This window comes from Flavobacterium sp. KH_035 (assembly GCF_057839565.1).
The window spans coordinates 317,673-332,186 of sequence record NZ_CM174492.1 but is presented as its reverse complement, the minus strand read 5'-3'; the positions used below and the strand labels follow the sequence as shown (position 1 = coordinate 332,186).

The window sequence follows — 14,514 nt, the reverse complement described above, 5'->3', positions numbered from 1 at the left end:
AAAAATGAATACAGTAAAAGTATGTAGCCGTTGCATAATGGATGAAACAGCGAAGGAAATAACTTTCGATAACAATGGCGTTTGTAATTTTTGCCATAATTATGATAATGTACTTGTTAATGATGTGCATACTGATAAGGGAGGTGAAGAGAAGTTAGAAAAATTAATCGAAGAAATAAAACGCAAAGGTAAAAACTCAAGATACGATTGTTTGATCGGATTAAGTGGAGGTGTAGATAGTTCGTATGTTGCTTATGTGATTAAAAAGAAATATGGTCTTCGAGCTTTTGCAATTCATCTTGATAATGGATGGAATACAGAGCTGGCTGTTGCAAATGTAGAACAAATTGTTAAGCGTCTGGATATTGATCTTGATACTTGTGTTTTAGATTGGAAAGAATTTAGAGATATTCAGACTTCATTTATAAAATCTTCGATTTCGAACATTGAAATCCCAACCGACCACGCAATTTGGGCACTTTTGATTAAGACAGCTGCTAAAATGAAAATTCCTTATATCATAGCAGGTAATAATGTCGTTACAGAATCGATCATGCCAGAATCATGGTTGTATGGATCTAAAGATTCAAAATTAATAAAATCTCTTCACCGACAGTTTGGAAAAGTTAAGATGAAAACTTATCCAAGTTTGTCAACAATGGATTATGTTGATTATTTATTGGTTAGAGGAATTAGATGGGTACCTATTTTAAATTACATACCTTATAATAAAGCAGAGGCAAAACAAACACTTATTGATGAACTTGGATGGCAAGATTATGGAGGTAAGCATTACGAATCGATATTTACCAGATTTTTTCATGCCTTTTATTTACCAGTTAAATTTGGTTATGATCTAAGAAAATCATACTTGTCAGCATTGGTTTGCTCAGGACAAATTTCAAGAGATGAAGCTTTGGAAGAAATTAGTAAGCCTCCAGCTCCTAAAGAAATGTTAGAGCAAGATAGAGATTATGTAATTAAAAAATTAGGTTTAAGTGAAGATGAATTCGAATCTATCCTGAAAGCACCTAATAAAACATATGCAGATTATCCAAACAATGAAAGTTTGTGGAAACGCTTTAATAGTATTATTAGAATAGCAAGAAATTATATTATTAGAGTAGGTTAACGATTTGTTTTAACGAATGGGTCTCTTGTTTAGGTTAAAAAAAATTATCGAAGAACCCAGCATTAGAATTAATAATATAAGTTTAATATTTAAACAAAATCAAATGGAAATAAGAGATTTAAATATCTCCGATGTGCCAAAAATTGCTGAAGTGCATGCAAAATCATTTAAAGATTTTTTCTTAACATCATTAGGCAAGCGATTTCTTGAAACATATTATACAGCTTCTGTGAATAATAATACCAGTATTGGAATTGGCTTGTTTGATAGTGATGGTAATTTAAACGGTTTTGCTACTGGTACAAGTCAATCAGCAGGTTTTCATAAAACACTTTTGTTACAGAACACTTTTCTTTTTTTTAAAAGTCTTTTATTTGTTTCATTAAGCAGACCCCAAGTTATAATTAGATTAGTTAAGAATATAAATAAGAAATCTAATAAAATTGATGATAAACAATATGCTGAATTATTGTCAATAGCTATTTTGCCAAATCTAAAAGGTGCGGGTTATGGAAAAGTTTTGTTAGAAGAATTTGAAAAAAAAGTAAAAATTCATAGTGCGATAAAAATAGCTCTGACAACCGATTTTAATGATAACGATAGCGTCATAAAATTTTATAATAAATGCGGTTATGAAGTGTATTATGATTTCATAGCTTATCCAAACAGACATATGTATAAATTGATAAAAAAGTTAGATGAAACGAATAATTGATTTTTTGTTTTCTTTAATTGGTTTAATTATTTTGATTTTACCCTTTGCCTTAATCGCGCTATTAATCAAAATTAAAATGCCCGGACCTGTTTTTTTTATTCAGTTTAGAGTAGGCAAAGAAGGAAAGCTGTTTAAATTGTTTAAGTTTAGAACAATGAGTCTGGCGTCCGGAAAAACTAGTGGAAGTTTTGACGCTGGAGATTCATCTCGTATTACTCCATTGGGTCGTGTATTACGAAAAACAAAAATGGATGAGTTACCACAATTAATTAATGTTTTTATTGGTGATATGTCTATAGTTGGACCTCGGCCTGAAGTGCAGCAATGGACACAAATTTATCCTGATCAATGGAAAATTGTTCATAGTATTCGTCCGGGTATAACTGATAATGCATCAATAATGTTTAGGAATGAAGAAGAAATACTGGCCAATTCACAAGATCCAACATTAACATATAAAGAAGAGATTTTGCCTAAAAAACTTAAAATGTATGTTGATTATGTTCAGAATCATTCTGTTCTATTGGATACTAAAATTATTTTAACAACAATCAAAGAAATAGTCATAAAATGAGTACAATAACCAAAATTCCCTTTTCTAAAATTTTTATTGGAGAAAGTGAACGAAAATATTTAAATGAAGTATTAGATTCTGGTTGGTTAACTACCGCAGGGAAAACACTTGAATTTGAGAAAAAATTTGCTGATTTTGTGGGAGCTAAATATGCATGCGCTGTAAATTCCTGCACTGCTGCATTGCATTTAGGAATAGATGCGCTGGGAATAAAAGCTGGAGATAAAGTACTTATTCCAAGTATGACATTTGCAGCAACTGGAGAGGTGGTAAGATATATTGGAGCAGAAATAATTCCGATTGATACTGAGTATCGAACTAATTTAATTACACCAGAGATTCTAATAGACGCTATAGAAAAGCATGATAATATAAAATTATTAATTGTTGTTCATTATGGTGGTCAGGCTGCTCAAATGGAGGAATTAATTGAAATTTGTAATCGTCATGATATAAAGATTATGGAGGATGCTGCTCATGCATTTCCAACTCGAAATAACGGAAAAATGATTGGAACTTTTGGCGACATTACTTGTTTTAGTTTTTATGCGAATAAAACAATAACAACAGGCGAAGGTGGAATGTTGGTTACCGATGATGAAAATATATACAAAAGAGTGAAAACAATGCGTTTGCATGGTATTAACAGAGATATATGGGATCGCTTTACATCTAAAACGCCATCTTGGGAGTATGATGTAATTGATGCAGGATACAAATATAATATGCCAGATTTAGCTGCTGCAATTGGCTTAGGCCAACTAGAAAAAGCTGAGTTATTTAGATCTGAGCGACAAAAAGCTGTAGAGTTTTATTATGAAAATTTGAAAGGCCTATCTATGATAGATTTACCAATATGTAATGGTAAGTTAGAAGATCATGCATGGCATTTATTTCCAATTGTTTTGAATGAAAAGTCTGGAATCTCAAGAAACGAGTTTATCGAAAAAATGTCAGAGCAAGGGGTTGGTACTTCTGTTCATTACAAACCAATTCATCAATTAACTTATTATAAAGAGAGATATAATTTGGTTAAAGAAGATTATCCAAATGCTCAGTTAACCTGGCTTGGAAATGTTTCCTTACCTTTATATCCGTATATGACTACCGAAGAACTGCAATACATTGTGGACACTATTAAAAACATATTATCATAGTTAAGTCACTAAAAAGAAGTACAAATAAATTTGTGATAAAGCTATTGCGATATAATGAAACAGATTAAACAGCCTTACTTAATAAAAGGAGGTTTTCATAGAGACAATCGTGGACAGATTTCCTTTGTCAATGATTTTAAATTTGATGAGATTGAACGATTTTACATTATTTGTAACTCCGATGAATATCCACTAAGAGCTTGGCAAGGGCACAAAATTGATAATAAGTTTTTTTATTGTATCCAAGGAAAAGTAAGGGTGCATTTTGTAAAAATTGACAATTGGGAATCTCCTTCCAAGGATTTGAAGGTAGAGAGCATATTACTTACTACAGAGGAAAATAATATACTTCATATACCGGAAGGTTATGCAAATGCTATTGAATCTTTGGAATCAAATGCAAAATTGATGTCATTTACAACTTTACCATTAACAAATGTAGATGAAGATAGTGTTCGTTATCCTTCAGATTACTGGCTTATAAATGGATAATAGAAGAATATATTTATCATTATGTCAAGAAAGTGGTTTTGAGCAAGAATATATTCAAAAGGCATTAGAGACAAATTGGATAACTTCTGGAGGGCCAAATGTTGATGATTTTGAAAATAAACTGCAAAATTATTTTAATAATGAATCATTTGTAACAGCATTAAATTCTGGGACATCAGCTATTCATTTGGCATTGGTTTTACTAGGAGTAAAATATGGTGATGAAGTAATTTGTCAAAGTATGACATTTTCTGCATCTGCAAATCCTATTTTATATCAAGGAGCGGTACCAGTTTTTGTTGACAGTGAATCTGATACATGGAATATTTGTCCTGAGAATCTTGAAATAGCAATAAAAGACAGAATAAAAAAAGGGAAAAAGCCTAAAGCGATTATTGCTGTACATTTATATGGAATTCCCTATAAAGTTGATGAAATTCATGCCGTCGCAGATAAATACGGAATAGCAATTATCGAAGATAGTGCAGAAGCTTTGGGAAGTACATATAAAGGTAGAAAATGTGGAAGTTTTGGTGCATTTGGAATTCTTTCATTCAATGGGAATAAAATTATTACAACTTCAAGTGGTGGAGCGTTAATTACAGATTCGAAAAAGTTAAAGGAAAAAGCAATTTTTTATTCTAATCAGTCAAAAGATATTGCGGTTCATTATCAACATAGCGAAATTGGGTACAATTATAGAATGAGTAATATTTGTGCTGGAATTGGTCTTGCGCAAATGCGGATTTTGGAGAAAAATTTAAGAGCTCGCAAAGAAATGTATTTTTTTTACAAGAGTATTTTTGATAGTATAACTGGGGTGAAGCTTCTGGAAGGTTTAAATAGTTATTATCTTTCTAATCATTGGTTGAGTACAATTGTTATAGAACCAAATGTAAAAAATGGTGTAACTAGAGAAGAATTGAGAATCGCTTTTGAAAAAGAGAATATCGAAAGTAGGCCATTATGGAAGCCAATGCATTTACAGCCAATTTTCGAAAAATATCCATATTATGGTAATAAAGTTGCAGAAGAATTATTTGAAAAAGGATTATGCTTACCTTCGGGATCTAATTTGAGTGATGACGATAGGTTAAGAATTAAAAACGTTTTAGACGTATTTTTTAAATGAAGTTTAAAGTATTATTGTTGATTAAATGAAATCAGAAAAAACTTTTATAGAGGATTTATTAATTATTGAGCCACTTGTTTTTGGAGATGAAAGAGGTTACTTTTTTGAATCTTACAGTAAAGAAAAATTTGCAGACTTAGGAATAAATATCGATTTCGTTCAAGATAATCAGTCTTTTTCAAAAAAGAATACCTTAAGGGGGTTGCATTATCAAAATCCACCATTTTCGCAGACTAAATTATTAAGTGTGTTGCAAGGTGAGATTATTGATGTTGCAGTCGATCTGAGAAAAGACTCTCCTACTTATGGAAAAGCATTCAGTGTTTTATTATCGGCGGAGAATAAAAAGCAATTATTAATCCCTAAAGGTTTTGCACATGGTTTTTCGGTCATAAGTGAGACCGCTTCAGTAATGTATAAATGTGATCAGTTTTATAATAAAGCTTCTGAGGGTGGAATTAAATACGATGATCCATCTTTAAATATTGATTGGGGAATGGATCTGAAAGAAGCTATTGTTTCTGAAAAAGATCAAGTGCTTCCTTTTATTGATAATTGCAATAGCTTATTTTAATGAGAAAAACACTTGTTACTGGAGCAAATGGACAATTAGGATCCGAAATTTCAGTTCTATCAGCATCTTATCCAGAATTTGAATGGATTTTTGCAGATAGAACTAAGATTACGCTAGATAATTTAGAGTTGCTGAAAGATCAGTTGAATGAGATTAAACCAGATATTGTTTTTAATTGTGGCGCTTATACAGCAGTAGATAAAGCTGAAACTGAAAAAGAATTGGCATTTACAATAAACCATTTGGCCATAGCGTTAATTGCAAGGTATACATTTGAAAATAATGTAAAATTAATCCACATTTCAACAGATTATGTATTTGATGGATCTTCTTCTTTTGCTTTGAATGAAAAGGCAGTCACAAATCCTATAAATGTTTATGGCGCAAGTAAAAGAGCTGGTGAAATTGCTTGTTTGAAAGAGAATCCAAGTTCTATTATTATAAGAACCTCTTGGGTATATAGTAAATTTGGAAATAATTTTGTTAAGACTATGCAGCGATTAATGCATGAAAGGGAAACGCTTAATGTGGTTAACGATCAAATTGGCTCGCCAACTTATGCTGCTGATTTGGCTCAAACAATGATTGATATAGTAAAATTTGCGAATTGGATTCCGGGAATTTATAATTATTCAAATGAAGGAGAAATAAGTTGGTATGAATTTGCGTTGACCATAAAAGAACTGGGAGGATATAATTGTAATGTTAATGGGATACCATCAGCATCATATCCAACACCGGCAAAACGTCCGGAATTTTCATTATTAGATAAAAAGAAGATTAAGGAAGTTTATAATGTGGATGTTCCTGACTATAAGGAAAGTCTAAAAAAAATGTTTGTTTAAAAATTTAGGATTAGAATTTTAGGTGCTTGAGCAATCAGAATCTAAAATCTTAAAACCTAAAGTCTAAAATTTAAGATTTATGAAAGGAATTATTTTAGCAGGAGGTTCTGGTACCCGTTTGCATCCTTTAACATTGGCAATGAGCAAACAGATGATGCCCGTTTATGATAAACCAATGATTTATTATCCTTTATCAACTTTGATGATGTCGGGTATTAATGAAATTTTGATTATATCGACACCTCATGATTTACCAAATTTTAAAAAATTATTGGGTGATGGTTCTAATTTAGGATGCAAGTTTAGTTATGCTGAACAAGCAATTCCAAATGGATTAGCGCAAGCTTTTGTTATTGGTGAAGAATTTATAGGCAAAGATGATGTTGCCTTAATACTTGGAGATAATATTTTCTTTGGATCTAATATGCAAGAGCTTTTGAAGTCAAATACAAAACCTCAAGGAGGTGTTGTATTTGCTTATCACGTTTCAGATCCTGAACGATATGGAGTTGTTGAATTTGATAAGGATCTTAAGGCAATTTCTATTGAAGAAAAACCAGAGATACCGAAATCAAATTTTGCTGTTCCGGGATTATACTTTTATGATAATTCGGTGGTAGAAATTGCAAAAAATATTGCTCCAAGTGCTCGAGGAGAGTACGAAATTACAGATGTAAATAAAGTTTATCTGGATAGAGATTCTTTAAAAGTAGGTATTTTAAGTAGAGGAACAGCTTGGTTGGATACGGGAACTTTTAATAGTTTAATGCAGGCGGGACAATTTGTTCAGGTTTTGGAGGAAAGACAGGGACTTAAAGTTGGCTGTATAGAAGAAGTTGCTTGGAGACAAGGATTCATAAATGATGATGAATTGGAGAAACTTGCTCAGCCTTTGATTAAATCAGGATATGGATCTTATTTAATTGAATTTTTAAAACAAAAGAAAAAAGGTGTTAAAGTCTAATTTACTGCTGAAAATCATTTTTTAAAACCTTTAATTTGTATTTTTGTAGGTCATACAAAGTTTACAAAATTAAATTGAACCAAATTGGATACAGATAAACAAACCAAAATAGCTTCTTTATTGCTTAATTTATTCTCACCGAGAAACTTACGAGCTAGTATTAATAATCTTAGTTACTTACCTAGATGGATCATTATTGTCATAGATATAATGGTACTGATCTTTTCTTTTACTTTTACCTATATGTTGTTTGAAGGAACGGCATTAGGTTATATTATTACTTCTCATCAGTTTTTCTTTGTCTCAAGTTTAATTCTGATTAATATATTTTTCTTTTGGCTATTTAGAACTTATTCGGGTATTATTAGACATTCCTCTTATATTGACGCTATAAAATTACTGTTTTCTCAAATGTCAGTTTTGGTGTTTTTCTTGTTTTTTAATTTAGTTTTTGAACTATATACAGGACATAAGGCTTTTTTAAATACCGCTCTTTTTATCAATTTAGTATTGTCATTTTGCGGTTTGTTTTTATATCGTGTGATCGTAAAGCAGACATTTGAATTGTATTTTTCTGAAAAAACAACTACAAAATTAATTCGTACAGTAATTTATGGAACAGATGCTAATGCAATTTCAGTTGCTAATGCTTTGAAGTTTGAAACTCCTTCGCGATTTAAAATTGTCGGGTTTGTTGATAAAAACAATCAGAATGCATCTAAGCGAATGCTGGATTTACCTATTCTGATTTTAAGAAAAAAATTACCGGCTTTGATGCGTTCTGTAGCTGCAGAAGGTGTTATTATTGCTGATAAGAGCTTGTCTAAAGATGAACAATTAATTATTGTAGATCAATGTTTGGAGTTTAATTACAGAGTATATACTGTTCCGTTGATTTCGGACTGGGAGAATCAAAAAGAAATTTCACAAAAAGTAAAAAACATTCAGATTGAAGATTTATTAGAAAGAAAACCTATTGTTCTAGATAGTAAATCGATTTCAAAACAGTTAAAAGACAAAACAGTTCTAATTACTGGTGCAGCAGGATCTATAGGTAGTGAAATAGTAAGACAGGTACTTGGTTTTAATCCTAAAATGGTGATTATTCTGGATCATGCTGAAACTCCACTTCATAATTTGTGTTTAGAGACTTTAACTTTAGGTTCTGAGTCAAAAATTATAGCAGTAATAGCTGATGTAAGAAGTAAAAAAGCATTGGAAAAAGTTTTCAAAAATTATAACCCTCATGTTGTTTTTCATGCGGCCGCATACAAACATGTTCCGTTAATGGAAGAAAACCCGGCACAGGCTATTCAGACGAATATCAAGGGGACTAAGAACTTAGCAGATTTGTCTTGTAAGTATCATGTCAAAAAATTTGTCATGGTTTCAACAGATAAAGCGGTGAATCCTAGTAATGTTATGGGAGCGAGTAAAAGAATTGCTGAAAAGTATGTTCAATCCTTGTTCTTGAAAAATCAGAGAGAAAATGGAGGAGAAAGCGTTACTAAATTTATCACGACCCGTTTCGGAAATGTTTTAGGTTCTAACGGATCAGTAGTTCCATTATTTACGAAACAAATTGCTGAAGGCGGACCGGTTACTATTACGCATCAGGATATTATTCGCTATTTTATGACTATTCCTGAAGCCTGTCAATTAGTTTTAGAAGCTGGCGCAATGGGTAACGGAGGTGAGATTTATATTTTTGATATGGGTAAGCCTGTAAAAATTATAGATTTGGCTAAAAAAATGATTAAACTGGCAGGTTTTATTCCGGATAAGGAAATAAAAATTAAAATTGTTGGGTTACGACCTGGGGAGAAATTATATGAAGAGTTATTAAACGATACTTCTAAAACATTACCAACTTATCATAATAAGATTATGATTGCTCAGGAGATTCAAGACGAGTATGAGAATCTGCATATCGAGATCGATGAACTTATCGGAATAGCCGATTTTTATGACAATGAGGATATAGTAGCGAAAATGAAAAAAATTGTTCCCGAATTCAAAAGTATGAATTCTACTTTTGAGGTTTTAGATAAGTAATTTTACAATATTTGAATTAAGGTTTAATTCGATACAATAAAAAAGGTGTTTTTTTAGAAAACGCCTTTTTTGCTTTTTAAATAAATTTTAAGCATATAAAAATCTTGTTAATTAGACAGGGACGCTGTTCGGATTTTAAAGATTAAATTGATTTTTTGAGAAAAAGTTTTACCTACTGACTTAGTTGCAATCTGCTTGTGACAATTTTAAAATGAATAACAACAATACCCCCAATGATTGGTTGTTTGAAATAACACCTAAGAATAAGTTCTTCTCGTTAAACCTAAAAGAGGTTTGGCAATACCGTGACTTATTATTTCTTTTTGTAAAGAGAGATGTAATTACGGTTTATAAACAAACTGTGTTAGGTCCGCTTTGGTATCTCATACAGCCATTATTTACTTCTGTTACCTTTACAATTATATTCAATAATGTTGCTGGTATCAATACGGGAACAGTTCCACCATTTTTATTTAATCTGGCAGGAATAACCGTTTGGAATTATTTTACTTCATGCCTGACCGGGACGTCGGATACTTTTAAGGCCAATGCTGCAATTTTTGGGAAAGTATATTTTCCGCGAATCATTACACCTTTATCAGTTGTAATTTCAAATCTTGTAAAGTTCGGAATTCAATTTTTGATTTTTGTCGGATTTTATATCTTCTATTATTTTCAGGGAGCCGATTTAAGTTTAAATGGCCTGTTTTTATTCTTTCCTTTTTTAATAATCATAATGGGAATTTTAGGATTGGGATTAGGAATGCTTATCTCTGCCATGGTAACAAAATATCGTGATTTTAGTCATCTAATCGGTTTTGGTATACAACTACTAATGTATTTATCTGCAGTAATGTATCCCATGGAGCTTATTAAAGATAAATTGCCTGATTACGGTTGGCTAGTAGAATATAATCCGTTAGCATATATTATTGAGAGTGCTCGTTTCATGTTATTGAATGTTGGAGAAATTTCGGTTTTAGGATTAGTCTATACTTTAGTTGTCACTATAACAGTATTTTTTATAGGACTTCTGGTTTTTAATAGAACAGAGAAAAGTTTTATAGATACTGTTTAATTAATGATTTAGCATTTACAATTGGAAAAAGATATAATATTAAAAGCCGAAAACATTTCTAAACAATATCGTTTAGGACAGGTTGGCACGGGAACTCTAAGTCATGACATCAATCGTTGGTGGCATAAGATCAGAGGAAAAGAAAATCCGTATTTAAAGATAGGTGAAACAAATGATCGCTCAACAAAAGGAACTTCAGATTATGTTTGGGCCTTACAAGATATTAACTTTGAAGTGGAACGAGGAGAAGTTCTCGGAATTATTGGTAAAAATGGAGCAGGAAAATCAACACTTTTAAAGATACTGTCAAAAGTAACAGCTCCCACTACTGGAAGTATAAAATCTCGTGGCCGTATTGCTTCACTTCTTGAAGTAGGAACGGGTTTTAATGGTGAGATGACGGGAAGAGAAAATATTTTCTTAAATGGTGCCATTCTAGGAATGACTAAAAAAGAAATTTCTTCTAAGCTTGATGAAATTATAGAGTTTTCGGGTTGTGAGCGTTATATAGATACACCTGTAAAAAGATATAGCTCCGGTATGACCGTTCGCTTAGCTTTTGCAGTAGCTGCTTTTTTAGAACCTGAAATATTGGTTATTGATGAGGTTTTAGCCGTTGGAGATGCCGAATTTCAGAAAAAGGCTATTGGCAAGATGCAGGATATTTCTAAAGAAGGTGGAAGAACTGTTTTATTTGTGAGTCATAATATGGCAGCTGTAAAGAGCTTGTGTACGAAAGGGGTAGTTCTTGTTAACGGACATGTGGCCATGCAAGGTAGTGTTGCAAATGCGGTTAGTTATTATTTGAGTCACGGTTCGGAGTCAATGAATAAAAAAGTTTTTTCTACTGAATATGATAAAAAAGAGTTTTCGCTAAATGAACTTAGTTTGAACTCATTTGGAAAATCTTGTGATGAACCATTAAACGAGTATCATAAGGTAGAAGTTAATGCTTTACTAACGCTTAAGGATAGTTCAAAAAATCTGCATTTAACTTTTGTATTAAGTAATGATCTAGGAGAAGCTTTGTTTACTTTTTCTCACGTTAATAATAACTTGAAATTGAGCGAAGGATTGAATAGGATAAAATGTACGTTACCGGAAGGGTTTTTAAATATAGGAACATATTATTTGTCAATTTATATTATTGAAGATTCTAGATTAACATTATTTGTCGAAAAAGATGTTCTTTGTTTTAATATAGAAGAAGGGCAAAGAGATTTAGGCTCATGGATGGGTAAAGAACCAGGATTTATAAAACCTAAATTTGAATGGACAATTCAAGATAATTAAAAATTAAATGAAGAGAAGAATAAAAAACGCACTTAAGCTATTTTTTAGAAGTTTAGGTTATACTTTGACTAGAGTAAATACGGTTACTGCTGCTAAAACTGATATAAACAGTAAAAATTTATTATTGTCTAATTTCTATACTAATTTAAAGAGATTAAATTTTCAGCCAAAACATATTGTTGATGTTGGTGCAAATCATGGAACATGGACAAGAGAGGCCTTACAATATTTTCCGGATGCACATTACACTTTAGTAGAACCACAAAACTGGCTTAAAGAATCGTTAAATGATATTTTAGAAAAAAACTCTAAAGTTCAGTTTTACCCTGTTGGAGCAGGAGCAGAAAGTGGTTCTTTTCTTTTTACAATTGTGGATCGGGATGATAGCTGTTCTTTTAGATATACTAAAGAGGAGGCTGTAGAAGCAGGATTAGAGCAATTCGAAATTCCGGTAATAACTTTAAATGAGTTGCTTTCTAAAAGTGAAATTCCTGCCCCGGATATTATAAAAATTGATGCAGAAGGTTTGGATATCGAAGTATTGAAAGGAGCAAGCGATTTTTTTGGGGAAACTGAAATTTTCATGGTTGAAGCAGGAGTTGTGAATAAGAACTTCGATAATAGTTTTGTTAAAATGATTAATTTCATGGATAATAATGGGTATAGATTGTTTGAAATAACAGATTTAAATAGACCATTTAATCTGAAAGTTTTATGGCTTGTTGAATTAGTTTTTGTTAAAAAGAACGGTATAATTGATTCGCAAAAAATTATATAATGATAAACGTAACCAAAACTTTTCTCCCCCCTTTACCAGAATATACAAAACAAATTCAACGTGCTTGGAATAATGAATGGATTACCAATAGAGGAGAACTTGTATTAGAACTTGAAGTAAGACTGAAAGAGTATTTAGAGGTTTCAAATATTATTATTACAAATAATGGAACTGTCCCACTACAAATTGCGTTGAAGTTGTTGGGATATAATGGTGAAATTATAACAACACCGTTTAGTTATGTGGCTACAACAGCATCGATAATTTGGGAGAACTGTACACCAGTTTTTGTAGATATTCATTCAGAATATTTAACCATAGATGAGACCAAGATAGAAGAAGCAATTACATCAAAAACAACAGCTATTCTAGCCACTCATGTTTTTGGAAACCCATGCGATGTTATTGCTATAGCGTCTATAGCAAAAAAACATAATTTAAAGGTTATTTATGATGCTGCACACTGTTTTGGTGTAAAGTTTAATAATAAGTCTATTTTTAACTATGGAGATATTAGTACTTGTAGTTTTCATGCGACAAAGTTATTTCATACAGGAGAAGGAGGAGCAATGTTTGCTAACGATTTAGATTTAAGGCATCAATTATTTTATTCCCATAATTTTGGACATAACGGGCCGTTAGCTTTTCATGGTTTAGGAATCAATGGTAAGATATCGGAGTTACAAGCAGCTATGGGGTTGGCTGTTTTTCCATATATGGATGAGATAATAAATGAAAGAAAAAAAATAGTCCATTTTTACAATGATAATCTTGATTTTTCTAACGTATGTTCTTTTAAAATTAGAGAAAATACAGGTTGGAATTATAGCTATTATCCTTTAATTTTTCAGAATGAAGAACAATTACTTAAGACTCAAAATATCTTAAATGAAAATGGAATTTTTCCTCGACGTTATTTCTATCCATCTTTAAATACTATTGAATATGTTAATGGGGCTAAGATGCCTGTATCTGAAAATATAGCGTCTCGTATTATGTGTTTACCATTGTATGCAGGGCTGCAATTAACGCAGTTAGAGAAAATTATTTCACTTATTAATACCAGTTTATGTTAATTATTGGAGCTAAAGGTTTTGCGAAAGAAGTTTTAGAAGTAGTTTATCAATTAAGTCAAACGGATAATTTGGCCTTCTACGATGATGTGAATGAGGATATACATGGTTTATTGTTTAATAAATTTCCTATTCTAAAAACGCTTCATGAAGCAACAACATATTTTAATGCAACAGATAACAGGTTTACGATAGGAATTGGAAATCCTGTATTGAGAAAACAACTTTATGACAAGTTTACTGCATTAGGAGGAGTATTTAGTTCTACAATTAGCCCACTTGCTGTAATAGGTAATTTCGGTAATGAAATTGGAGTAGGATCTAATATCATGACCGGAACAGTAATCACATCTGACGTTACGGTTAAGAAAGGTTCTCTAATCAATTTAAACTGCACAATAGGTCATGATTGTACTATAGGTGAATTTGTAGAATTATCCCCGGGAGTAAATATATCCGGAAATTGTGTACTTGGCGATTACACCGTTTTAGGTACAAATGCAACTGTATTGCCTAAAATTAGTATAGGTAAGAATGTTGTTGTTGGTGCCGGAGCTGTTGTCACTAAAGATGTTCCTGACAATAGTTTAATTGTTGGAGTACCGGGTAAAATTATTAAAGAACTGGAGGAGTTACGATTTTGAAAATGAAT

15 protein-coding genes are annotated in these 14,514 nt (G+C 31.7%); all 15 read left to right on the top strand.

All coding sequences use genetic code 11. From position 1 onward, the window contains the following. Window positions 1-4 precede the first annotated feature (4 nt). The 15 genes from AC3IS6_RS01565 to AC3IS6_RS01495 all read left to right on the top strand — a co-directional run bounded on the left by AC3IS6_RS01565 (window position 5) and on the right by AC3IS6_RS01495 (window position 14,506). Window positions 5-1,132 carry an N-acetyl sugar amidotransferase gene (locus tag AC3IS6_RS01565; RefSeq protein WP_395338606.1) on the top strand — a complete coding sequence of 376 codons (1,128 nt, stop codon included), beginning with the start codon at window positions 5-7 and terminating at the stop codon, window positions 1,130-1,132. Window positions 1,133-1,235: 103 nt separating this feature from the next. Continuing rightward, window positions 1,236-1,847 (top strand): GNAT family N-acetyltransferase, encoded by a 612-nt coding sequence (locus AC3IS6_RS01560; RefSeq protein ID WP_395338608.1) that lies wholly within the window; start codon window positions 1,236-1,238, stop codon window positions 1,845-1,847. Then, window positions 1,831-2,421: a sugar transferase gene (locus AC3IS6_RS01555; RefSeq protein WP_395338610.1), complete on the top strand. Its 591-nt coding sequence runs from the start codon at window positions 1,831-1,833 to the stop codon at window positions 2,419-2,421. Before AC3IS6_RS01560 ends, AC3IS6_RS01555 begins: the two co-directional genes overlap by 17 nt. Next, window positions 2,418-3,578 carry a DegT/DnrJ/EryC1/StrS family aminotransferase gene (locus AC3IS6_RS01550; protein WP_489163070.1) on the top strand — a complete coding sequence of 387 codons (1,161 nt, stop codon included), beginning with the start codon at window positions 2,418-2,420 and terminating at the stop codon, window positions 3,576-3,578. Before AC3IS6_RS01555 ends, AC3IS6_RS01550 begins: the two co-directional genes overlap by 4 nt. 54 nt (window positions 3,579-3,632) lie before the next feature. Continuing rightward, window positions 3,633-4,070 carry a dTDP-4-dehydrorhamnose 3,5-epimerase family protein gene (locus AC3IS6_RS01545; protein ID WP_395338614.1) on the top strand — a complete coding sequence of 146 codons (438 nt, stop codon included), beginning with the start codon at window positions 3,633-3,635 and terminating at the stop codon, window positions 4,068-4,070. Next, on the top strand, window positions 4,063-5,202 hold the full coding sequence (locus AC3IS6_RS01540; protein ID WP_489163068.1) for a DegT/DnrJ/EryC1/StrS family aminotransferase: 1,140 nt from the start codon (window positions 4,063-4,065) through the stop codon (window positions 5,200-5,202). The genes AC3IS6_RS01545 and AC3IS6_RS01540 overlap by 8 nt, the downstream gene beginning before the upstream one ends. Window positions 5,203-5,227: 25 nt before the next feature. After that, a complete protein-coding gene (gene rfbC, locus AC3IS6_RS01535) occupies window positions 5,228-5,776 on the top strand; it encodes a dTDP-4-dehydrorhamnose 3,5-epimerase (RefSeq protein WP_489163066.1) in 549 nt (182 codons plus the stop codon). Further along, window positions 5,776-6,621, top strand: coding sequence for a dTDP-4-dehydrorhamnose reductase (rfbD, locus tag AC3IS6_RS01530; RefSeq protein WP_489163065.1), 846 nt, complete (start codon window positions 5,776-5,778; stop codon window positions 6,619-6,621). The genes rfbC and rfbD overlap by 1 nt, the downstream gene beginning before the upstream one ends. A 79-nt stretch (window positions 6,622-6,700) precedes the next feature. Further along, a complete protein-coding gene (gene rfbA, locus AC3IS6_RS01525) occupies window positions 6,701-7,585 on the top strand; it encodes a glucose-1-phosphate thymidylyltransferase RfbA (protein ID WP_489163063.1) in 885 nt (294 codons plus the stop codon). Between the two features lie 84 nt (window positions 7,586-7,669). Then, window positions 7,670-9,640 (top strand): polysaccharide biosynthesis protein, encoded by a 1,971-nt coding sequence (locus AC3IS6_RS01520; RefSeq protein ID WP_489163061.1) that lies wholly within the window; start codon window positions 7,670-7,672, stop codon window positions 9,638-9,640. 211 nt (window positions 9,641-9,851) lie between these two features. After that, on the top strand, window positions 9,852-10,718 hold the full coding sequence (locus AC3IS6_RS01515) for an ABC transporter permease (RefSeq protein ID WP_489163059.1): 867 nt from the start codon (window positions 9,852-9,854) through the stop codon (window positions 10,716-10,718). 21 nt (window positions 10,719-10,739) lie between these two features. Then, window positions 10,740-12,011, top strand: coding sequence for an ABC transporter ATP-binding protein (locus tag AC3IS6_RS01510; protein WP_489163057.1), 1,272 nt, complete (start codon window positions 10,740-10,742; stop codon window positions 12,009-12,011). 7 nt (window positions 12,012-12,018) lie between these two features. Continuing rightward, window positions 12,019-12,789 (top strand): FkbM family methyltransferase, encoded by a 771-nt coding sequence (locus AC3IS6_RS01505; RefSeq protein WP_489163055.1) that lies wholly within the window; start codon window positions 12,019-12,021, stop codon window positions 12,787-12,789. After that, on the top strand, window positions 12,789-13,865 hold the full coding sequence (locus AC3IS6_RS01500) for a DegT/DnrJ/EryC1/StrS family aminotransferase (protein ID WP_489163053.1): 1,077 nt from the start codon (window positions 12,789-12,791) through the stop codon (window positions 13,863-13,865). Before AC3IS6_RS01505 ends, AC3IS6_RS01500 begins: the two co-directional genes overlap by 1 nt. Continuing rightward, window positions 13,859-14,506, top strand: a complete 648-nt coding sequence (locus AC3IS6_RS01495) for a NeuD/PglB/VioB family sugar acetyltransferase (protein ID WP_489163051.1) — start codon at window positions 13,859-13,861, stop codon at window positions 14,504-14,506. The genes AC3IS6_RS01500 and AC3IS6_RS01495 overlap by 7 nt, the downstream gene beginning before the upstream one ends. Window positions 14,507-14,514 lie beyond the last annotated feature (8 nt).

Bases quoted from the DNA above. Each gene is read 5' to 3' on its own strand.
- AC3IS6_RS01565 (WP_395338606.1), top strand. From the start codon at position 5: ATGAATACAGTAAAAGTATGTAGCCGTTGCATAATGGATGAAACAGCG.
- AC3IS6_RS01560 (WP_395338608.1), top strand. From the start codon at position 1,236: ATGGAAATAAGAGATTTAAATATCTCCGATGTGCCAAAAATTGCTGAA.
- AC3IS6_RS01555 (WP_395338610.1), top strand. From the start codon at position 1,831: ATGAAACGAATAATTGATTTTTTGTTTTCTTTAATTGGTTTAATTATT.
- AC3IS6_RS01550 (WP_489163070.1), top strand. From the start codon at position 2,418: ATGAGTACAATAACCAAAATTCCCTTTTCTAAAATTTTTATTGGAGAA.
- AC3IS6_RS01545 (WP_395338614.1), top strand. From the start codon at position 3,633: ATGAAACAGATTAAACAGCCTTACTTAATAAAAGGAGGTTTTCATAGA.
- AC3IS6_RS01540 (WP_489163068.1), top strand. From the start codon at position 4,063: ATGGATAATAGAAGAATATATTTATCATTATGTCAAGAAAGTGGTTTT.
- rfbC (WP_489163066.1), top strand. From the start codon at position 5,228: ATGAAATCAGAAAAAACTTTTATAGAGGATTTATTAATTATTGAGCCA.
- rfbD (WP_489163065.1), top strand. From the start codon at position 5,776: ATGAGAAAAACACTTGTTACTGGAGCAAATGGACAATTAGGATCCGAA.
- rfbA (WP_489163063.1), top strand. From the start codon at position 6,701: ATGAAAGGAATTATTTTAGCAGGAGGTTCTGGTACCCGTTTGCATCCT.
- AC3IS6_RS01515 (WP_489163059.1), top strand. From the start codon at position 9,852: ATGAATAACAACAATACCCCCAATGATTGGTTGTTTGAAATAACACCT.
- AC3IS6_RS01505 (WP_489163055.1), top strand. From the start codon at position 12,019: ATGAAGAGAAGAATAAAAAACGCACTTAAGCTATTTTTTAGAAGTTTA.
- AC3IS6_RS01500 (WP_489163053.1), top strand. From the start codon at position 12,789: ATGATAAACGTAACCAAAACTTTTCTCCCCCCTTTACCAGAATATACA.
- AC3IS6_RS01495 (WP_489163051.1), top strand. From the start codon at position 13,859: ATGTTAATTATTGGAGCTAAAGGTTTTGCGAAAGAAGTTTTAGAAGTA.